A 22,196-nucleotide genomic window follows, 5' to 3' on the forward strand; every position below is an offset into this window, starting at 1 on the left:
ATGGCATGATAATAGGTTGATTTTAGGCTACTAACCAAACCAATCACAAAATGAAATCAGATATTAAATTACAAAAAAGTTTAAGAGGTAAAACTGTAGTGATTACAGGAGGCAGTAGTGGAGTGGGTAGAGCAACTGCTGAGGCTTTTGCATTAGAGGGATGCAACATCGTTGTTGCAGCCAGAGGTAAAGAAGCACTCGACGAAACGGTAAGTTTATGTAGAGATCTTGGAGTGACAGCATTGGCTGTACCGACTGATGTTTCTGTAGCTGAAGAAGTTTCCCATCTTGCAGAAAAAGCGATAGAATTTAACGGTAGAATTGATATTTGGGTGAATAATGCAGGAGTAATGGCCAGTGGAAAATTTGAAGAAATACCCATGGAGCTTAACGAGCAGGTTATCAAAACCAATTTGTTTGGCTACATGCACGGAGCTTATAGTGTTCTCCCTATATTTAAAAAACAGCAGGAAGGGATTTTAATCAATAATGTTTCCATTGGTGGATTTATGCCTGCTCCTTATAGTGCGGTGTATTCATCAACCAAATTCGGAATTCGCGGAATGATGGATTGCCTGCAAGGTGAAATTTCAGATTTTCCTGATATTCATATCTGTAATCTTTATCCACAGATCCAAAGATCTACTGGAAACATGCATTCTGCAAAGTATTCCGGATTGGACTTTAAAATTCCTCCGTTTGCAGCTGACCCGAGAGATACAGCTTCGAAAATTGTTCAGCTGGCTAAAAGACCACAAAAAGATTTATTTCCGGATATAGCTTCATTAGTTCTCAAAACGATATATGGTCTGTTTCCAAAAAGTATTATAAATGTGGCTTCTGCAGGGATGCGTACTGTAATGAAAGTTAAAAAAGCACCTTCTGATGCAGGAAATGTTTTACAGCCTTCATCAGAACCCCATCGTATTTATGGAGAAACCATATTGCCGGTTCCTTCAAAAAAAACCAAAATGGCTATCGTAGCGGGGATAGGGCTTGGATTGGCATATATGATATTAAAATCCAAATCTGGAAAACAAACAACCTAAAAGATCAAACAGGAGAATTGATCAATCATTTTGATGGAGCTTCTTATAGGGAATTGTAACGTGAAATTCATACATTTATAGGCGCAGATCGATAGATGATCAACTTATGAATTTTAATACATTGGTATTTTCAGAATATTTAAAATTACTTGAACAGTTTTCCTGGATGCAATGGATTGTGTTCAGTATTATGGTTAATATTTTTCTTTATTTGTTTTCAATAGGACTATATCAGTTCATTGAAAAAACATGTAGAAAGAAGCAATTGCAGGAGGTTAACCATCCCATTACAAAAGCTGATTTTTATACAAGCTTTCTGACCATTATTTGTAATTGTTTGGTGATGTTACTTGGTGTTTTTCTGTGGAAGAACGACTGGATTAAACTTGATCAAACTTTTTCAGTAAGTTCTATTTTCATAGAGGTTATTGCATTAGTTCTCCTAATGGATTTTTGTATGTATCTTTTTCATTATGCAGCACATTTACCTTTTGTCTATAAGGTATTGCATGGTAAACACCATGAACATGTCAATACCAATTTTTTAAGTCTTTTTGTACTGCATCCGGTAGAAACCATTGGATTTGGATTAATGATTTTAGCTCTATTGGTATGCCATGACTTTTCTGTTGTCTCTATTACATTATATCTTTTTATCAATCTTATATGGGGAACTATCGGACATCTGAACAAAGAGTTTTTTCCTTCGCGGTTTAATCAGCTTTTTGTAGGAACCACTCAATTTCATAATCAACACCATTTGGACGAAACCAAGAATTTTGGTTTTTATACGTCTATTTGGGATCAGTTGTTCGGAACATATAAAAAATGAGAATAATTACTATGAGGATAGTTTTTTAAAACTTTGCAGGGTTTCAATAACGCCTTCAAAATTTTCATTTTCAAAAATTCCGGATTTATAAACCCTTTCAAATGTTTCTGCGGTTCCGGAAGCGATGACGCTAGGTAAATTTTCACTTTTCAGCATATCCGTAAGGCCTTTCATTTCATCTATTCTTCTGAAAATATGTTGTGGATAGGTTGGAGTTGTTTTCATAAGATCCTGATAGGTTCCGGGAAGGAATTCCTGAAGACTGCCATTCAGCTCATCGAGAATACCAAAATGGGCTGCGGCGGTCATGGTTTCAAAAAATAATGCATTCATTCCTTTATTTATCATAGAAAACAGTAGTTTATAAGCAGAGGCAGCTTCTGTTTTTTCACCAGCATCTTTTATTTTAAATACAGAAGAAAAAAGATCAAGAAATACCTTTCGATGTTCACCACTTACAATCAATGTTCCATGATCCGGGATATCTTTGGATGCTCCCATTACGGCACCATTTATAAATTGAATATTTTTTGATGAAAATAATTTTTCAATAGTCAATGCTATTTCAGGAGTATTGGAATTCAAGTCTATATAAACAGGACGATTATCTGTATTTTCCAGGCAACACATGATATTCTTTGCAACTTTCAGACTTCCTTCAGGACTGGTAAGCGAAAGAACAACATCCGCTTGTTCCGCTATATTCTGTAAAGAACCAACATCATCAATTCCTATGCTTTTAATATTTTCTAAAGTTCGAGTTGATCTTCCTTCCCCGGCAGTGATTACTGTATAATTATTTTTGACGAGTGCTTTTGCAATTTGAGCTCCCATATCTCCGGGAAATAGAATAGCTATAGTAGGTTGAGTGGACATTATTGTTTATTTTAACCGTTAAAACTCTCGAATAGATTTCAATTGTTTCTGTTTTACAAATCTCCTTAATTTTTTTTAACCTGTAAAACGCATTGTTTCGATCAGATCAATTGCTAAAACCGATTAATTCCTTTTTAAATCAATATAGGAAGATTGCCCATTCCTACATTGATTTTAATGACATTGTATTTGAAGCTTACTTCTTTTCTATAACAGGAATATTGGTGATTATTTCCCATTTTTCATTCTCCTTCACACAAACGATAGTAGACGAAAACCGGAGAACTTCACTCTCCAAAGTTAGCTTTGCAATGGCAATATTTCCTTTTTCTTCGATAGAATCATAGGAAATGGTTCTGGGCTTTCCACCAAATGTTTTATTCCGGATATGTTCTATATATTGTTCTTTAGAGATCATAAAAATGCCTTGTTGATCGAAGAATCCGTCCTGGATATTTTGATAATCTTTGTGAAGGATTTCCTCCATTAGCTTTATATCACTATTGTCGCCAGCTTTAATAAAGCTTTCAATGGCTTGTTGTATGTGTTGCATATTCTTGATGATTAAAATGTTGATTAATAAAGTTTTTTTGTTGTTCCATTTTCAGGACAGCCTCTTCAGGGTTGATCATTCCGTCCATCGGAAAATAACTGATCTCCATGATTCCCAGTTGATTAAAAATATTGGTTATCTGAACCTCGAGGGGATTTCTTTTCTGCGTGAGAGGTTGTGGCATGCCCATGACAGAAATAATGGATGCTTTTTTATTCAGGAGTAATCCTTTTATCCCATTGCTGTCATTTGTAAATGTTTTTTTCGTCCGGACTACCTGGTCAAAATAAGCCTTTAATGAAGAAGGAATCCCATAATTATACATGGGACAGGTCATCAGGATTTCATCACAGGTATGCAATTCCTCTATCAGGAGATCCGACAATTCCAGATGTTCAGAATGAATTGTTTCATCAAAAAAACCATTTAAAGTTTCCTGAGTCAAATGAGGAGTAAGCTGTAAGGTAACATCTCTTTGAATTACTTTTCCCTGAGGATGTTGTATTTTCCATTCCTGTACAAAATAATCACCCATCAATCGGGAATAAGAATCATTCATTCTGAGACTGCTGTCAATGCGAAGTAGTGTTATCATATTGCTTTTTTCTTTAAAGACAAACAGCTCTTCTAAAACGTGACGATTACATAAGTTTTTTTAATTTTTCAGGATCTACAATGGAATAAATTTCCCGAATCATCCCCTGATCATCCACATCCAGAATGTGACAATTGTAGATATGATTTTCCCTCCAGAAACAAATAGCAGGCTGGTGATTGAAAATATGGAAAGTATAAGGCTTGTGATGAAGAAACTGTTGCTGAACATAAGCCAGAAGAGTTGCTGTAGCTGATTTGCCCACTTCAACCGCTTTTACAACCCGTACACGTTGCCCACCATCGGCCGAAAGCCTGATGTCGTTCACTAAAAGCTCTTCAAGCATTGGAATACTGCCTTCGCTCAATGCTTTTTGATATTTGGTAAGGGTTTCTTTATGGATAGGAGAGTCAATATGATCCGGAGTATATCGTATATCCTGAAGTTGTTTGCTTGCTCTGCTTAGTAGCTTTCGTGAATTTTCAATAGTGATGTCAAGAACTTCAGCGATTTCCTGATGAGAATAGTCAAATCCTTCTTTCAAAATATATACAGCACGTTCTTTACCAGTTAATCGCTCTAAAAGTACCAATAGGGTATAACGGGTGGTTTGTTCTTTAATAAGTTTAGTTTCTGCATTTTCCAGAGATAATGGTTCCGGGTGCCATTCGCCATATACCATTTTTTTTGAATGTCTGTTTTTGAAATTAATGGCGTGGTTAATCGTACTTTTAATTAAAAAGTTCTTTTCATTCCTGATATCAGTTTTGTCCAAAGAAATATATTTTTCCATTACGTCCTGCACAAGATCCTGAGCATCGTCGTAAGAACCTGTAATATTGTAGGCGTAAGTTAATAATTGACGGTAATTTTCCTGCATGTCATTTCTTTTTAAGACCCATAAGGTGGGAAAAACGTGACCATCTTTTTAAATTGAATGGTAAAAAAAGTAAAAGTAGTATTTTTATACTTTCGAAGCTATCAAGAATGCAGGATCTGTTAAGAATACATATTGAAAAAATCGTTCCGCTGAGCGATGAAGAGTTTGCTGTAGTATCCTCTTATTTCACCCCAAAAAAATATAAAAAACATCAGTTTTTAATACAGGAAGGAGAGGCTGTAGCGTATAACTACTTTGTTTTAAAAGGACTTTTAAAACTGGTGTATACTGACGATACCGATAAAAGTCATATTGTCGGATTTGCCATGGAAGATTGGTGGGAGAGTGATTTCCGGGCATTTTACACCCAGTCCAAAGCAACCATGTCACTGGAATGCGTTGAAGATACTGAAGTTTTGTGCCTTACTTTAGAGGATTATAGAAAGTTGTGCAATGCCATCCCAAAGATGGAAAGGTTCTTTCTTGAAAAAGCATATTTTGGATTTATAGCTGCGCAACAACGGATTATCTCTACGATGACTTCCAGTACCAAAGAACGATATACCCAATTGCTCGAACAACATCCTGCATTAGTGCAGCGTGTTCCAAAATCTCTTCTGGCTGCTTATCTTGGTGTTTCGCGGGAAACATTGAGCCGCCTTTCTCCTTAATATGTGATCTTACTCACTCCATAATCGTGATAAAGGTCAAGAGACCGATCACAGGATAAATTGCAACTTTGCTCTATTAATTGATACAATCAAAACAATGGAAAAAAGAACAATCAATCCCTGGGATTGGCAAAAGGAACGCAGTTATTCTCAAGCTGTAGAAGTAAAAAATGTTGAAAGCACTTTATACTGTTCAGGACAGGCGGCGATTGACCCGGATGGGACATCGAGTAATAAGGATATGAAATCTCAGCTCGAGCAGGCAATAGCGAATCTGGAAGAGGTAATCACAGCTGCCGGTTATGAGTGCAGTGGGATTGTCAGATTAAATATTTATACCACATCCACTAAAGAATTATGGCCTCATTTTCCTCTTCTTCAGGAATGGATTGCGAAACATCAGATCGAACAGGCGGTAACGATGTTGGAAGTGACAGGATTATTTGAAACATTGACAGTCGAACTGGAAGCAACGGTTGTAAAGTAATTTCTGCAATAAAAATAAAACCTTCAAATTCTTAGAATTTGAAGGTTTTTTATGCCAATGATTTTGAAAACCAATGGCATAGTAGAAGTCAGGAGATTAGACTTCCGGTTATTGAAGAAAATTTATGATGATTAAAAACAGGAAAATAGCTTAGTACAGAACTCCCATACTTTCAGCTGCAAAGCCTGAAAGTTCTTCTATTTTTCCTTCTTTTATTTTTTTTACCCATTGGTGGTCGTTCAATAAGGCACGTCCTACTGCTACCAAATCAAAATCCTGTCTTTCCAGTCTTCGCAACAATTCTGTAAGATCAGATTTTTCTGAGCTTTCTCCAGCAAATGCTGCCATAAAATCACCTTTAAGACCCACTGAACCTACAGTAATCGTTGGCTGTCCGGTTATTTTTTTAGCCCATCCTGCAAAATTCAGATCAGAACCTTCAAATTCAGGTTCCCAGAAACGACGCTGTGAACAATGGAAAATATCTACTCCTGCTTCTTTCAAAGGAAGTAACCAATCCTCCATTTCAGCTGGAGTTGCTGCCAATCTGCTTTTATAATCCTGTTGTTTCCATTGAGAAAGTCGGATGATGATGGTGAAATCTTCTCCAACAGCAGCTCTTATTGCTTTGACAACATCTACTGCAAAACGGGTTCTTTCTTTTAATGTTTTACCTCCATATTCATCCGTTCTTGTATTCGTTACCTCCCAGAAGAACTGATCGATAAGATAACCGTGAGCGCCATGAATTTCAAGACAGTCGAATCCAAGATCTTTGGCTGATTTTGCAGAAGCTGCAAACTGTTTTATCGTGTCTTCAATATCTTCCAATGACATGGTTGAAGCTTTTTCCATAGGAACTAAAGGATATTCTTCTGACATTCTGGTATCACCAACATGCCATATCTGTGGTCCCATTTTACCACCATTATGATGAACCTGGTCGATTACATTTTTCCAACCTTCTAAAGCTTCGCTGCCATAGAAGTCAGGGATATTCTGCATATTTTTTGAACCCGGACGGTTGATTACGGTTCCTTCAGAAAGGATTAATCCAACTTCTGAAGCAGCTCTTCTGCCATAATAATCTGCGATTTGCTGTGTAGGTATCCCATTTGCTGATTGCGCTCTGGTCATAGGGGCCATGACGATTCTGTTTTTCAGCTGAAGGTTTTTATAATTAAATGGACTGAATAATGCGTCTGTATTCATTTTTTTTAAATTTATATGATGTGAATTCTTTTTGTTACACAAAGTAACTAATAATAATTCATTTTTGTATCTATTGGAGAGAAAATTGTGGTAACTTTGACGTAACCAACGATAGTAACTACGCAGTAACTTATGAGACAGAATAAAATGACCCAATGCAGTTGCCCACTCGGTAAAGCGATGTCGGCATTAGGAAGTAAATGGAAACCCATCATTGTAATGGTAATTAAAGACAGGGTATTGCGCTTTGGACAAATTGCTGCACGCATTCACGTTATTTCCAGAAAAGTTTTAACAGATCAGCTTAGGGAAATGGAAGAAGATGGTTTGCTCATCAGACAAGAATTTAAAGAATTACCTCCCAGAGTTGAATACGCTCTTACAGAAAAAGGACTTGCTCTGCTACCGATTCTACATTTACTCGAAGATTGGGAGAGAGAATATCAGATAAAGGAAGTATTAGTATCTGTTGAAAGCAATAATTAATTGTTTTCCTAAATAATTTTTTAGTCCTTATTCTTTTTAATTTAAATTAATTTTGTTTTTACTATCTTCACGCTGTTGATTTTAAAATAAATCACGGATTCTTTTGCATTATTTTAATTAATGATAGTTGATGTATGTAAAAGATTTTTTCAGATGCAAAATTAATAAATGTTCAGAATGTCAGTATTAAGACTTTCTAAGGAGGGGTTTGTGTAGCAGCTCATTTATTAGAATTCGGAAAAGAGGCTTTTAACTGAAGCTCTTTTTATTGTGCTGTTTCATATGAAAATGGGTAATGAATTTAAGAAATAGCTTTTTAAAGCATTGATTGAAGGAATTAATTTTTTTAAACATTTAAATAACCATATTCTATGAAAATTAAACAATTATTCTATGTAGTACTGTTTGTCTTTTCTATTTCTTTAGGGAAAGCTCAGGACTTTTTTACGCCTATCAGTGAAAGGAGTATCAAATCCGAAACTGTTCAACCTGAAAAATTCCTTACTTATACATTGAATGTATCAGGAATGAAGAACTATTTCAACGCTGTTCCGGAGTTGAGAGATAATGATTCTAAAGATAACGCACCGATTATTGTTCTGCCTATGCCGAACGGAACAAAAGCGAAATTCAAGATCTGGAAATCTTCGGTGATGGCACCTGAATTAGCACAGAAATTTCCTCAACTCGTTACTTTTACAGGGCAGGGTGTCGATGATAAATATGCAACTATAAAATTAGATTTTACAGAACTGGGATTCCATGCTCAAATAAAATCGGTGGTAAGCGGGGACATATATATTGATCCTTATGCAAAAACTGATATTAATAATTATATCATTTACAACAAAAGTGATTTAATTGACAGGAACCCAAGAACCTGTGGTACAAAAGACGAGGAAATACAAGCAGAAAAAAAAAGCGCTCAAAAAACCGTTACCCCAAGCGTAGGAAATCAAATTAGAATTTTCAGGTTTGTAGTAGCATGTACCAATCAATATGCAAAAGCAGCAACAGGATTAGCTGCACCTACGGTTGCTCAAACCTTGTCAGCAATCGTAACTTCTGTAAACAGAGTAAATGGGGTGTACGAACAGGAAGTAGCTGCAAGACTGATCTTAGTTCCTAATGAAACCAATGTTATTTTTACGAATGCTGCTACAGATCCTTTTACCGGTAATGATGATGCATATACCTTGATTGATGAAAGCCAGGCTCAGATTGATGCACTGATAGGAAGTGCTAATTATGATATAGGACATACCTTTAGTACAGGAGGTGGCGGATTGGCCGGATTAGGAGTTATTTGTGTTAATGGTCAAAAAGGAAGTGGAATTACAGGATCACCCAATCCTGTTGGAGATCCATATGATATAGATTATGTAGCTCACGAAGTAGGACATCAGTTCGGAGGTCCACATACTTTTAATGCTACAACAAGCAGCTGCAATGGTAACAGGTCAGCATCTAATGCGGTAGAACCAGGAAGTGGTATTACGATTATGGCATACGCAGGTATTTGTGGAGCTTTAAATAATTTAGCTAATAATAGTATTCCAATTTTCCATACACGTTCTTTCCAGTCAATTACTTCAACAATTCAGGCAGCAACATGCCAGGTAACAACTCCTGTTTCCAATACAGCGCCTGTTGTAAATGCAGGGAGCGACTATACAATCCCTTTAAATACCCCTTTTAAATTAACAGGTTCTGCAACAGACGCACAAGGGAACGCACTTACTTATTGTTGGGAACAAAATGATGTAGGTCCGGCAGGAAACTGGAATGCAGCTACTGGAAATGCTCCATTATTCAGATCATTTTTACCAGTTACTGCACCTTACAGATATTTCCCGAAAATTGCTGATGTATTAAGCAATACAACAGTTAAAGGAGAGGTTTTACCTACTTATGCCAGATCTATGGCATTTAGGTTGACCGTAAGAGATAATAATGCAGGTTGTGCAGGTGTTGCTAATGATGATGTTGCGATTACTGTTGATGGAGGTTCAGGACCATTTAAAGTAACTTCACCTGCTACGGTTACAGCATGGATGGGAAATACTTCTCAAACCGTAACATGGGATGTTGCCAATACAACGGCTGCCCCTGTAAGCTGTGCTAATGTAAGTATTTTGCTTTCTACTGATGGAGGTCTTACTTATCCAATTACGATTCTGGCTTCTACACCCAATGATGGTTCGCAAGTGATTACAGTTCCTAATATTACAACAAATCAGGCGAGAATTATGGTGGCCAGTGTGGGAAATGTTTTCTACCACATCAACCCTGTTACTTTTACAATTAATGAAAATTTAGCGGTGAATGAAGTATCTAAGGATAATGATGTATTTGTAATATATCCTAATCCAAGCAAAGGAGTATTGAATATTAAGTTTACAAAACAAAATGATATTTTCGATATTGCTGTATATGATGTAACAGGAAGATTGGTATTTAGTAAGATAGGGAATAGATTGAATCAGGATAAGGTTGCTTCGTTTAGCTTAGATCAATTAGTTAAGGGAGAGTACATGATTAATGTTAAATCAAAAAATATTGACAAAACAATCAAGTGGATTAAAGAATAATATATAGTAATGATTTTAAAATTTTCAAGTAAAAATGAAAATTATTACATAATACAACTGAAAAAGAGAAGCAATTGCTTCTCTTTTTTTATGACGCGTTAAAAAAATATTTTAACGTAAATAATGGAAATTAAAATGCAGAACACACTTGGAGCTTAAGGCTAAATTGGGGAAATTTGCTACTGAAGAAACTATTCGCTATATTGAGACGAGAGCTTATATGGAAGAAGCAAAATGGGGACTAAATATTTCAACAATAGTACAAGACCATATAATTAGAGCAATGCCACGAATACTATCTACTTATAGATATTAATAATACAAAAAACATATGCATAAAGTCGTTATTATATTTTTTTTACTATCATTTATATTTTTTACTTCTCAAGTTAAAATTAGTAATAAAGATTGCCTTAAAATTAGTACAGAAGTAGAAACATTATTCTACGGATACCCTAATAACTTTATTATTACAAATAATACGGATAATAATTATTTACTAAATATTAGTGGATTTCTGGGTACTTCCAATATCTATGCAAATAAAGAAAGACTATTGCCTAATAAACCAGGGTTTTCTTCAAATCCAATGGATTGGAATAACGAAGAATGTAAAAGAAATATCTTATTAGTTCCAAAATATAAAACAGTAAAATCTATTTTACATATTAATGTAATTAAAGGATTCTATGAATTAGATGATAACAAAAAATATGAGATAGATTTTGAGAGCACCCATACATCAATGTCACCTTATTACTATGGTTGTACGAAATATGTAGATAGCTTTGTAAATCAGGGGTATAAAATTTATGATGGAAAACTACAAGGCAAATTAGAACTTATTCTAAAGAAATAACATATAATTCTGCAATGTAACTTATTTAGAGACTACTATTATATAATAAAATATCACTAAACCAGTAATTGTGTTTTACTTCACAGAGGGCATGCTGTAAGAGCCTTACAGGATACCAATCGTAATTATGTATTGACGAACAGTTTTGGAAGTGATGATCTAATAAAAGTGGTAATGATTATATCACGAGGATTATCGAGAGGAATTTCATCTATTATTGTAGATGGTAATTTTAGGCAAGGGTTTAGACAAAGGGTAATTACCAGTGGCTTAAATCACGAGGAAGGATCCAATTTGGATTTCAATCGGGTAGATCATTATTATCTAGTGATCCTCCTACTAATAAATGAGGACTAATTGGCTATGGTGATTATTGGGAGATGAGATATTTTGGGGGTAGTTTCAGGTACAAACCAAGCTACAATTAATTTATCCTATCAATATGGTTGGAAATTTTAAATCTATAAAAACTTTTATGAAAATATTTAAATTTTTAGTTTACTTCATTTTTTTACTGCAATTCTCATATTGCAGTAAAAAAGAAACATCAGAATCAATAGGGCAAGAAATAATTCATCAAAACTTACCAATTATCCTAGATTCCATTGATAGATATTACGCTTTAACAGATAATATTTTATCTAATAATGAAAGGCGAAATAATACTGTGGAAGTTGAAGATTCAGTTAGCTATGATGATTTTACACTTAATGAGTGTGTACCATGTCTAGTTGAAATAAAGAATGATAGGCTTAATATTAATCAAAATCGGTTTACAGAATTTAAAATAGATGTCCTACCAATTAATCAAATTAATGGATATGATATTGTTCTAACAAAACCTAAAAAAGGGCTTTATAATAGAAAAGTAATAGAAGTAAGTTTTAGCAATCTTTACATAGATAAGAATAAACAAAAAGCTTTTATAATAATAGAAAAAAGGGCGGCAAACTCTAAAGGAACAACTGTGGATGTTTATTTCTTTGAAAATAGAGAGAAAAAATGGAAATATTTAAAAAAGCAAAGAATAATGATTGGTTAAAAAAAATATCATATTGAGAAGATATGTATTAGTAACTTGCCTTTATGCAAATAAAGCATAACAACAATTTAAAAATGTTATAGACTGCCCCAAAAAAGTTAGACCTTTTTAGGGGCATTTTTTACGGAAATCCCGGTTAGTCGTGAAGCATTTTATGTGAAAATTAATAGAAAAACGGGTGTGCTGGAATATGAATCAAAGGGGATATATTATAAGACCAGTGATTGCTATCTTTCATAAAATGGCTACAACCGCTTCAGAATTTTTTGCCCATCTACAATCGGATTATATGACAGGTGCAAATTTAAAATTCTCACCAGCTTTTAATCGATACTATCCAACTTACTACTTTAATTCATTGATTAACGGTTTTAGATAATGAAAACATTTTTTTCTTTTTTTTGTATTATATTATTGGTTTTAACATATAAAGCTCAGAAAATACAGATTGTAAGTATTAATAATCCGCAAGGTTACCTAATGGTGAAGGTTCACAACACAACAGACAAAAAAATTGTGATTTATGAAAATTCTTTATATGTGAGATTCGAGCTATGGAATAATGAAAGGATTATTGGCTATGATAATTTCGCAAGAGAATATGATGAGTATAATTATAACAATGATTTTAGTAAAGTATTAATGGATAGAACCCAAAAAAAATATAATATTGATTATAAGCAAACTTTTTACTTTTTGCAAAACACGAAAAGCAAAATTGTCATTCCTCCTGCATGCACGAAAGTTTTAAAGTTAAAAACATTTAGTGCTCCTACAAAACCACTTAGACCACTGGAAAAGACAGATTATTATCTTAAAGGTACTGTTTTCTTCAATGATGTTTTCTATCCTAAACAGTTTCTAGATTCCTTAGCTAAAAAGAATACAATAATTCTTAATAAAATAGATATTCCAAGAACAAAAATAGATATACACACTTTTTTTTCTAACGAATTAGCCACTCCTCCAAAACTTCCCAAAGGACTTAAGTATGATGAAAAAACAGGAAAAATAGTTGAAGATAATAACGCAGTTAAAATTGATTAGTAATTTGTATATACCGAAAGCTATCAATGGGCTGTATTTGTCTCAAAAATCTTTTTTCTAATAGAAAAGAGATATACATGCACAAACATTCGCTCTTTTTTTTAAATTAATGAAACGTCAATTACAGAATTATGAAGAAAATTATTTTATTCCCATTTTGTTTTTTATTTAGCTTTTGTTTTAATCAAATGAAATCTAACAACGTATAGATATTAATTAATAAAAAATATGCTTAAAGTCGTTATTATATTTTTTTTACTATCATTTATATTTTTTACTTCTCAAGTTAAAATTAGTAATAAAGATTGCCTTAAAATTAGTACTGAAGTAGAAACGTTATTCTACGGATACCCTAATAACTTTATTATTACAAATAATACGGATAATAATTATTTACTAAATATTAGTGGATTTCTGGGTACCTCCAATATCTATGTAAATAAAGAAAGACTATTACCTATTAAACCAGAATTTTCTTCAAATCCTATGGATTGGAACAACGAAGAATGTAAAAGAAATATCTTATTAATTCCAAAGCACCAAACAGTAAAATCTGTTTTGCATATTAACGTAATTAGAGGATTCTATGAATTTGATGATAGCAAAAAATATGAGATAGATTTTGAGACTACCCATACAACAAATTCACCTTATTATTATGGTTGCAAAAAATATGTAGATAGCTTATTAAATCAGGGGTATAAAATTTATGATGGAAAACTAAAAGGTAAATTAGAACTTATTCTAAAGAAATAAAATATAATTCTGCAATGTAGCTTATTTAGAGAATACTTTCATATAATAAAAAGATCATTGAACCTGTAATTATGTTTTACTGAACAGATGGCATGCTGTAAGATGAGACTATGTATGCATTAGAAATCGGAAGTTTTAATTTATCCTTCTTATCAGAGGGGGGCTCTTTCGCTGTTTGAAGTGGAATATAACAGGTTACTTAGAGTTCTTAAATCTAAAATAATTATACAATGAATTTTTTATTATGAACTGCAAATTTTTTGATAATCTTACACGTGACGGCTACTAGTATTTTTATTAATATTAATAAAAAAACGAGGCTTATTTTATTTCAATACCATAAAAAAACTTCAATGAAGATAATGTTAATGTTTTCTATTTTATTTTCTAATTTAATATTTAGTCAAATAATTGTCCCTAGTGATTATATAAAGATTCCAGATACTTTAAGATCTAGAAATGATTTATATAAGTTTATAATTCCAAATCAAAAATATGAATATTGGAAGGTTATGCGTAAAGATGATACCCTGGAAGAAAAGTTGATTTATGAAAATAAAGAAGTAAAGAATATAAAGTATGTGAAAACTCATTCATCTGAAAAAGGATTTTTTAGAGAATGCTTGCCTGGTTGGTGTTTCACTTATATAACGGCATATCAAAATAAAAAACCGAAATATTTTACGAGTGAAAGAGAATTGAAAGATTTTATAGGATATGTTGACAATTTACCTGAAGCATTACTTCTCGCTAGAACTTATAATTTATTGTTTGATTACAAAAATCCGATTGGAGGATCTTTCAAGATAGATAAAGATTTTATTTATCTATATCTAGCAAAATTTGAAAATTGCCCGGTTAGTCGTGAAGCATTCTATGTAAAAATTAATAGAAAAACGGGTGTGCTTGAATATGAATCAAAGGGGATATATTATAAGACCAGTGATTGTTATCTTTCATAAAATTGCTTTTTTATAATTAGCATTAGCTTGAAAAAATAATGATTAAATGAGGCTGTCTCAAAAGTCCCTCTCTCTGATTCCATCTAACCACTTTTGTCATTTAGGAGATTCTCAGAGTAGAGCATTACATTTTGAGACAGTCTTTTTTTTATAAATCATTTCTTAAAATATTTTAACAGAAATGGTGGAAATTAAAATGCAAAACATACTTATTCATAAAATGCCTGTAGCTGGCTATAGAATGCTTTTTATATGAATTCTATACCTATTCCACCTGTGAAAACAGAAGTAGGATTGAATAATTCTTTTTGCTGAACACTATTTATTGACAATAGTCGTTATATTTGTCTAACCATTTTAATTTTTTGTATTAAAATGAATTGAAATATGAAATATTGTAACCTTTAAATGACAAGTAAAATCATTGGTGTAGGAAACTACATTCCCCCAGAAACCATTACCAATTTATTCTTTGATAAACACAATTTTATAAACAAAAGCGGCGAGTCATTAAAAGAAAGTAATGCTATTATTGCTAGTAAGCTAAAAGACATTACAGGTATTGAAGAGAGAAGATATGCACGACATGATCAGGTTACTTCTGATCTTGGTTTTATCGCTGCAGAAGCAGCCATAGAAAATGCTGGAATTGACCGTGAAACGATAGATTATATCGTATTTGCCCATAACTTTGGCGATGTACGTTTTGGGACTGTTCAGTCTGATATGGTTCCCAGTCTTGCTTCAAGAGTCAAGCATTTACTAAAGATCAAAAATAATTATTGTGTCGCTTATGATGTATTATTCGGATGTCCCGGCTGGATCGAAGGTGTTATTCAGGCTAATGCATTTATTAAGTCAGGTATGGCTAAAAGATGTCTGGTTATTGGAGCAGAAACGCTTTCCAGAGTGTCCGATATTCATGACAGAGATAGCATGATCTATGCAGATGGGGCAGGAGCTGCTATTTTGGAAATTTCTGATGAAGACAAAGGAATAAAATCTCATGTTTCAGCCTCTTTTACATTGAATGAAAAAGATTATCTGTTTTTCGGAAAATCATACAACAATGAGAGATGTCCGGATACGAAATATATCAAGATGGATGGACGTAAAATTTATGAATTTGCGCTTTCCAATGTACCTGATGCCATGAAGAAATGCCTTGATGACAGTGGCTATCAAATCACCGAGTTGAATAAGATCATTATTCATCAGGCTAATGAAAAAATGGATGAAGCTATTGTAAAAAGATTTTATCAGTTGTATGATAGCCCCATGCCGGAAGATGTGATGCCGATGGTTATTAAAAAGCTAGGAAACAGCAGCGTTGCAACAATTCCATCATTACTTGCTATGATATTAAATGATGAACTGGATTCTCATGATATCAATGAAGGTGATGTTGTTTTATTTGCGTCGGTAGGCGCCGGGATGAATATTAACGCATTTGTATATAAATTTTAAATTTTTATACATAGACTGACAAAAATATTTTGTCAGAAATAAAAAACTCTCTATATTTGCACCACTGAAAACGACGGTGTGACCGGAGTTTAAGGAGAGTTGGCAGAGTGGTCGATTGCGGCAGTCTTGAAAACTGTTGACTGTAACAGGTCCGGGGGTTCGAATCCCTCACTCTCCGCAAAATGTGAAAACGAAAGTTTTCAAAAAGCTTTTAAAAATAAATAAATCCTGCAAAATCAATGATTTACAGGATTTTTTGTTTATGTTGATTGCTGTAATTTTGAAAAATGCTCCAAAAGTTTGTGTCAATTCTGTGGGAATTTTTAAATAGGTTAAAAATTCCCACAGAAACAAATTTAAAAAGTCATAAAAATGCATTTAACTGATTTGTAACGAAAGTGTTGTAGGTTTTAATATTTTGATTCGAGTAATTTTTAGTTTGACATTTAATCATTAAAATGTTGAATTATGTTAATAGAACAAAGTTATCGGCTCAATTTTTATTTAAATGGATTAAAATTCTTTGAATTTGCAACTTTTGACAGACCTCCTAAAGTGAGTTTATGGACTTAAATCATGTCTACAATATCCGATTTTAGTTTCATTGCCAAACAAAGTAGAATTTTTTCTCACATCTTTTTTTAAATATTAGGATAATCCCAAATATTGAATGATTAAGATGGATTAGAAAATTGAATCTTATAAATGTTAAGGCTTTTTGGTAAACTAATTACTACTACTTTCCAATAATTACGCTAATTTTGAATTCTCATTTTTAATTTAATTTCAATTTACTATTGCTAAAGTGTTAAAAAAACTATTTTATCAAACTGCGATGTACGGTTTTAGTACAGTTATTGTTAAGTTGTTTCCATTTGTTATAGCCCCCTTTATCTCACAAAGATTCGGTCCAAATGCAATTGCTCCATTTGTTGATTTTTATTCTGCGGCAGGGATAATTATAGTTTTATTAACGCACGGAATGGAAACCTCATTTTTTCGTTTTGCTCATAAAAATATTAGTTCGAAAAAATTGATATCTACATCTTCCCTAAGTGTAATTGGAATATCAATATTTTTTTTGATCATAACATTATTTTTTCGGCAATGGTTGGCAGATGCATTTAAAACACCTACTCAAGTTGGGCTTTTAGTGATAATGTTAATAGTATTAACAATAGATGGAGTTTGCGCAATGCCTTTTGTTATTCTCAGAAGTGATGGTAAATCTAAAAAATATGCAATAATTAAAACCATTAATGCTTTTATAAATTTCATATTTGTAATTTTTTTTATTGTAGTACTTCCAAAGTTTTCAAGTGGGATAATGGGTTTAGAATATAATCCCAAATTTGGAATTGGATATGTTTTTATTGCTAACCTTATAGCAAGTATGCTTTCTTTAATATTGTTATTAAAGGAATTTAAAAATATTTCCATAATTGAATTTGATATTAAATTATGGAAGGAAATGTTGTCCTATTCTTGGCCAATAATGATTGCTGGTTTATCGGGTGTAATTAACGAGACAATGGATAGGCAATTTTTAAAATATCTTCTTCCAAATGGTGAAAACTTAGCTCAAATGGCAATATATGGAACTGTTTGTAAATTAGCTACATTTATTGTTTTATTTAGGCAAGCATATTTATTAGGTGTCGAGCCTTTTTTCTTTGCAAACTCCAAAAAAGAAAATTCACCTAAAATATATTCTGAGTTAATGACTTGGTTTATTATAATTAATTGTGTAATATGCGTTGGGTTGTGTGCCAACCTTAATTGGATCTCTGAACTATATATTAGGAATTCAGCATTTTATATTGGTTTACCCATAGTGCCAATTGTTTTGATTGCAGGGATATTTCTAGGAATATATTTAAACCTCTCAATTTGGTATAAACTTTCAGATAAGACCAGATTTGGTGCATATATATCGCTAATGGGTGCAGTTTTTACGGTAATAATTAATTATTTCTTTATTCCTTTGTACAGTTATTGGGCAAGTGCTTGGGCAACACTTATTGCTTATTTTATAATGATGATCACTTCCTATTATTTAGGACAAAAATATTATCCGATACCATATAAGGTAAAAACATGTATTCTTTACGTTTCTATAGGAATATTATTTTCTTGTTTTTCTTATTATTTTATAGATAATAGTTTGTTTGGAAATATTTTGTTTTTTATATACTTGATTTTTATTTTTATAGAGAGAAAGATTTATAAAAAACTAGTTAAAGTAAAATTGTAAATTCAATTTTCATAATTATTTATAATTGATATCCTAATAATTTTCTGATTTGGTAGAAGAATCTTTCAATCAGTCTTAAATCCTGTGTAACAATTTCGGCACTACCTTTTAATTCTTTATCGAAAGTAAGGTTTTTATTATAAGAAGTTTTTAAGCCTTTCAGAAGAACTATGTCTACATAATACTTTCCGTCTTTATCTGGAGAAAGCGAAATATTTTGAACTTTACCTTCTACAATACCGTATTCCTGGAAACGATAATTATCTAATTTAATTAAAACTTTTTCGCCAGCCATGATCTTCCCCGAATTGGTTGCCGGTACAGACATTTTTCCAATCAATTTTTCCGTGTTTTTAGGAAGAATAGATAAAATGATATCCCCAGTTTTTACGAACTGATTTTCGCCAAAAAACTGCTGAAAACTCGCAATCCCTTCCGTATTGGAAATGATAAGATAATTTTGTTCCCATTGTTTCAAAGATTTTCTTAGCTGTTCAAACAACTGTAGCGTCTGAGAAGAGTAGGTGATCTTATCTTTTTCAGTATTGATCGCGGTTCCGCTTCTGGTTTTATTTAAATTCGAAATTCCTTCTTCAAGTTGAGAAAGAGAAATCGTAATGTTTTCAAGATTCTGTTGAGCCTGAAGATATTTTATTTTTTCATTTTCCAATTCCATCGAAGCAATTACCCCTTGATTGAATAATTCCTGAGAGCGTTGATAATTTTTCTTTGTAAGATCGTATTTTGCCTGTTCCAGACTTTTTTGTTGCTTTAGAGTAGCCGTTCTTATTCTGTATTCAGAAAGACTTTGGCTAGCTGCTAAATTTTCTGGAGCATACGGCTGAAGTCTTGTAAATAAAGCTTCATCCTGAAATGCCTTTGCAAAACTATTGTAATCACCTTGTAATTCTCCTAATTTAAAATGAGAAACTTCTTGAACAGGAAAAAATGGTAATTGACTTGGAGATAATGAGTCAACCAATTTTTTTAGCTCTAAAACATCTCTATAGTTTCCACTGGACTGCATCACCATCAGAACTTCATTTTTATGAACCTGTTGATGATCTTTAATGAATATTTTTTCGATTTTAGAATTGGTTCTGGCTTCCAGTTTTTCGGGTGGATTTTGTGAAGTCACTACAACAGGAGCAGGAATAAATTCCGGATATTTTATAATATAACTCATTAATAAAATAAGTAAAAGAATGATAAATATAATGCTGTTTCCCCAACGGATCATCCAATGAGGCGGTTGGGTCAGAATATCCTGAACGCTTTCTGAGCGTAGTTCAATATTATCTAAGATTTCTTTTTCTGCCATGTTATACTTTATGTTATACTTTAATTAATTTCCAAGTTCCAGTTGATTTTTCACTAATCTGTAATATTCGCCTTTTAAAGCAACCAATTCTCCATGATTTCCTTCTTCTACTACTTTTCCTTTATGAAGAACGATAATTTTATCAGCATGTTTTACGGTAGAAAGTCTGTGTGCAATAATAATGGCTGTTTTACCTTTGAAAAACTGTTCAAGATTTTCCATGATTACTTTTTCGTTGTTGGCATCTAATGCAGAAGTTGCTTCATCAAAGAAAATATAATCCGGAGATTTGTAAACTGCTCTTGCAATGAATAATCTTTGTTTTTGACCACCGCTTATTCCTAAACCTTCGTTTCCGATTTTAGTGTTGTAACTTAATGGTAATTCCTCAATAAATTCTTTGATATTGGCTATTTCAACGGACTTTCTCAGTTTTTCTTTATTAACATGATCTTCTCCGATAGCAATATTATTAGAAATAGTATCATTGAAAACATAGCCTTCCTGCATCACAACACCGCAATGATCTCTCCAATATCTTGGCGAAATATTCTTCAGTTTTGTATTTCCTATTTTAATTTCACCTTCTGTTGGCTCATAAAATTTCATTAAAAGTTTTAAAAGTGTTGTTTTTCCGCTTCCGCTGGTTCCAACAATGGCTGTTGTTTTTTGATAAGGAATGATTAAATTTAGATTTTCAAAAATATGCAGGTCTGAGCCAATATATCGAAAAGACATATTTTCAATTTCAATATCCTTTTGCGGAAGATCGTGAACATATTGCTCGTCTTTGCTTTCTTCATCGTCTTTATCATGAATTTCACGTAATCTTTCAAGAGAAATCTTGGCATCTTGAGTTTGTTTGATAAAATCAATTAACTGTAGTAAAGGACTGTTTAATTGACCGATAATGTATTGAACGGATAGCATCATTCCTAAAGTCAAATTTCCATCAAGAACCAATTTTGCAGAAAGAAAACTTACTAAGATATCTTTTATTTGGTTAATAAAATTCCCTCCGACAGACTGCCATTGCTCAAGAGAGAGAGATTTTATTCTGATTTTAAATAATTTAACCTGTAAAAATTCCCAATCCCAACGCTTTTGTTTTTCGGCGTTGTGCATTTTGATTTCCTGCATTCCGTTAATTAGTTCCATTACCTTGCTTTGTTCCTGAGAAACCTGTGAGAACCTCTTATAGTCAAGTTCTTTTCTCTTTCCTAAGAAAAATAGAATCCAGCCAATATATGATCCAGCACCCACAATGTAAACGATAAAAAGCCTATAATCATAAAATAATAGTATTATACTGAAAATAACTAGGTTAATGAGAGAAAATAAGGTATTAAGTGATGAATTAGTGAGGAGTTGCTCAATTCTGTGATGGTCATTTATTCTCTGCATGATATCTCCGGTCATTCTTGTATCAAAGAAATTAATAGGTAGTTTCATTAATTTGATAAAAAAATCAGAAATAATGGAAATATTAATTCTTGATGAGAGATGAAGTAAAATCCAACTGCGAATAATATCAATTCCCATTCTCCCCAAGAAAAGCATGACCTGAGCAAGAAGAACTACATAAATAAAATTAAGATCCTGATTTTGAATTCCGACGTCGACAATACTTTGAGTTAGGAATGGGAAAATTACAGATAGTAAGCTTCCGGCAATAAGTCCAACTGCAAGTTGTATAATAAGTGACTTATATTTTAATAGATATTTTGACAAAAACTTAAAACTGGCTTTGTTGTCAGTGTCATCAAACTCATCTTGAAAAAACGAAGGTGTTGTTTCTAACATAAGGACAATACCATCTTCTGTTTTTTCATTAGAGTTTACTCCGATCCATTGTTTTATGAATTCATCACGATTATAATTAATTAATCCATAACTGGGATCAGATATATAAACAATATTATTTTTATCAATTTTATAAACAACAACAAAATGATTTTTGTTCCAGTGAACAATGCATGGAAGTTGAATCTCTTTTACAAGTGATTCAAAACTTACCTGAACTCCTAGAGATCTAAATCCTAAATCTTCTGCGGCATCACTTAAACTTAACAGACTACTACCATTGCGAGTGGTTTCTGAAAGATTGCGTATTTGTTGCAGTGAAATATTTTTGCCATAATACTTGCTAATGATTCTCAAACAAGTGGGTCCGCAATCTTTTGAATCTGGTTGGATATAAAAGGGGAATTTTTTTTTGTTCATCTGTAAAGTTTATAATAGAAGTAACTTTATGTT

General features: G+C 32.7%; 20 protein-coding genes and 1 tRNA gene. 14 read left to right on the forward strand and 7 right to left on the reverse strand.

The features are described 5' to 3' along the window. The first annotated feature begins 50 nt into the window (after positions 1 to 50). Both JHL15_RS10165 and JHL15_RS10170 read left to right on the forward strand, forming a co-directional pair. Positions 51 to 1,049, forward strand: coding sequence for an SDR family oxidoreductase (locus JHL15_RS10165; protein WP_200245512.1), 999 nt, complete (start codon positions 51 to 53; stop codon positions 1,047 to 1,049). A gap of 106 nt (positions 1,050 to 1,155) precedes the next feature. Further along, on the forward strand, positions 1,156 to 1,881 hold the full coding sequence (locus JHL15_RS10170; RefSeq protein ID WP_200245513.1) for a sterol desaturase family protein: 726 nt from the start codon (positions 1,156 to 1,158) through the stop codon (positions 1,879 to 1,881). A 9-nt stretch (positions 1,882 to 1,890) separates the two neighbouring features. Here the strand turns inward: JHL15_RS10170 and JHL15_RS10175 are convergent, their stop codons facing one another. The 4 genes from JHL15_RS10175 to JHL15_RS10190 all read right to left on the reverse strand — a co-directional run bounded on the left by JHL15_RS10175 (position 1,891) and on the right by JHL15_RS10190 (position 4,785). Further along, positions 1,891 to 2,757 carry an NAD(P)-dependent oxidoreductase gene (locus JHL15_RS10175; RefSeq protein WP_200245514.1) on the reverse strand — a complete coding sequence of 289 codons (867 nt, stop codon included), beginning with the start codon at positions 2,755 to 2,757 and terminating at the stop codon, positions 1,891 to 1,893. Positions 2,758 to 2,953: 196 nt separating this feature from the next. After that, on the reverse strand, positions 2,954 to 3,310 hold the full coding sequence (locus JHL15_RS10180) for a nuclear transport factor 2 family protein (RefSeq protein ID WP_200245515.1): 357 nt from the start codon (positions 3,308 to 3,310) through the stop codon (positions 2,954 to 2,956). After that, positions 3,285 to 3,905 carry an FMN-dependent NADH-azoreductase gene (locus JHL15_RS10185; protein ID WP_200245516.1) on the reverse strand — a complete coding sequence of 207 codons (621 nt, stop codon included), beginning with the start codon at positions 3,903 to 3,905 and terminating at the stop codon, positions 3,285 to 3,287. The genes JHL15_RS10180 and JHL15_RS10185 overlap by 26 nt, the downstream gene beginning before the upstream one ends. A 46-nt stretch (positions 3,906 to 3,951) precedes the next feature. Further along, positions 3,952 to 4,785: a sigma-70 family RNA polymerase sigma factor gene (locus tag JHL15_RS10190; RefSeq protein WP_200245517.1), complete on the reverse strand. Its 834-nt coding sequence runs from the start codon at positions 4,783 to 4,785 to the stop codon at positions 3,952 to 3,954. Between the two features lie 107 nt (positions 4,786 to 4,892). Here JHL15_RS10190 and JHL15_RS10195 point away from each other — a divergent pair, with 107 nt between their 5' ends. Next, positions 4,893 to 5,456 carry a Crp/Fnr family transcriptional regulator gene (locus tag JHL15_RS10195; RefSeq protein ID WP_200245518.1) on the forward strand — a complete coding sequence of 188 codons (564 nt, stop codon included), beginning with the start codon at positions 4,893 to 4,895 and terminating at the stop codon, positions 5,454 to 5,456. Between the two features lie 97 nt (positions 5,457 to 5,553). Further along, positions 5,554 to 5,943: a RidA family protein gene (locus tag JHL15_RS10200; protein WP_200245519.1), complete on the forward strand. Its 390-nt coding sequence runs from the start codon at positions 5,554 to 5,556 to the stop codon at positions 5,941 to 5,943. 150 nt (positions 5,944 to 6,093) lie between these two features. Here the strand turns inward: JHL15_RS10200 and JHL15_RS10205 are convergent, their stop codons facing one another. Further along, positions 6,094 to 7,155 (reverse strand): NADH:flavin oxidoreductase, encoded by a 1,062-nt coding sequence (locus JHL15_RS10205; protein WP_200245521.1) that lies wholly within the window; start codon positions 7,153 to 7,155, stop codon positions 6,094 to 6,096. A gap of 132 nt (positions 7,156 to 7,287) precedes the next feature. Between JHL15_RS10205 and JHL15_RS10210 the strand changes: the two genes are divergently transcribed. From JHL15_RS10210 to JHL15_RS10255, 10 genes are all read left to right on the forward strand, one after another. Continuing rightward, entirely contained in the window at positions 7,288 to 7,641 is a 354-nt protein-coding gene (locus tag JHL15_RS10210) for a winged helix-turn-helix transcriptional regulator (protein WP_200245523.1), read from the forward strand. 371 nt (positions 7,642 to 8,012) lie between these two features. Then, positions 8,013 to 10,232 (forward strand): reprolysin-like metallopeptidase, encoded by a 2,220-nt coding sequence (locus tag JHL15_RS10215; protein ID WP_200245524.1) that lies wholly within the window; start codon positions 8,013 to 8,015, stop codon positions 10,230 to 10,232. A 331-nt stretch (positions 10,233 to 10,563) separates the two neighbouring features. Next, positions 10,564 to 11,091, forward strand: coding sequence for a hypothetical protein (locus tag JHL15_RS10220; RefSeq protein WP_200245526.1), 528 nt, complete (start codon positions 10,564 to 10,566; stop codon positions 11,089 to 11,091). A 475-nt stretch (positions 11,092 to 11,566) separates the two neighbouring features. Further along, positions 11,567 to 12,133 carry a hypothetical protein gene (locus JHL15_RS10225; RefSeq protein WP_200245527.1) on the forward strand — a complete coding sequence of 189 codons (567 nt, stop codon included), beginning with the start codon at positions 11,567 to 11,569 and terminating at the stop codon, positions 12,131 to 12,133. 378 nt (positions 12,134 to 12,511) lie between these two features. Continuing rightward, positions 12,512 to 13,180, forward strand: a complete 669-nt coding sequence (locus tag JHL15_RS10230) for a hypothetical protein (RefSeq protein WP_200245529.1) — start codon at positions 12,512 to 12,514, stop codon at positions 13,178 to 13,180. Positions 13,181 to 13,408: 228 nt separating this feature from the next. Continuing rightward, entirely contained in the window at positions 13,409 to 13,936 is a 528-nt protein-coding gene (locus tag JHL15_RS10235; protein WP_200245531.1) for a hypothetical protein, read from the forward strand. Between the two features lie 353 nt (positions 13,937 to 14,289). Continuing rightward, positions 14,290 to 14,898 (forward strand): hypothetical protein, encoded by a 609-nt coding sequence (locus JHL15_RS10240; protein WP_200245533.1) that lies wholly within the window; start codon positions 14,290 to 14,292, stop codon positions 14,896 to 14,898. Between the two features lie 408 nt (positions 14,899 to 15,306). Next, entirely contained in the window at positions 15,307 to 16,365 is a 1,059-nt protein-coding gene (locus JHL15_RS10245; protein WP_200245535.1) for a 3-oxoacyl-ACP synthase III family protein, read from the forward strand. 93 nt (positions 16,366 to 16,458) lie between these two features. Next, positions 16,459 to 16,543 (forward strand) — tRNA-Ser (locus JHL15_RS10250). Positions 16,544 to 17,170: 627 nt separating this feature from the next. Next, positions 17,171 to 18,619, forward strand: coding sequence for a lipopolysaccharide biosynthesis protein (locus JHL15_RS10255; protein WP_200245537.1), 1,449 nt, complete (start codon positions 17,171 to 17,173; stop codon positions 18,617 to 18,619). A gap of 19 nt (positions 18,620 to 18,638) precedes the next feature. Here the strand turns inward: JHL15_RS10255 and JHL15_RS10260 are convergent, their stop codons facing one another. Beyond that, entirely contained in the window at positions 18,639 to 19,940 is a 1,302-nt protein-coding gene (locus tag JHL15_RS10260; RefSeq protein WP_200245540.1) for an HlyD family secretion protein, read from the reverse strand. Positions 19,941 to 19,964: 24 nt separating this feature from the next. Next, positions 19,965 to 22,163 carry a peptidase domain-containing ABC transporter gene (locus JHL15_RS10265; RefSeq protein ID WP_200245542.1) on the reverse strand — a complete coding sequence of 733 codons (2,199 nt, stop codon included), beginning with the start codon at positions 22,161 to 22,163 and terminating at the stop codon, positions 19,965 to 19,967. Positions 22,164 to 22,196: the final 33 nt, after the last annotated feature.

The sequence above is a fragment of the Chryseobacterium paridis genome (assembly GCF_016595215.1).
Classification (GTDB): Bacteria; Bacteroidota; Bacteroidia; order Flavobacteriales; family Weeksellaceae; genus Chryseobacterium; species Chryseobacterium paridis.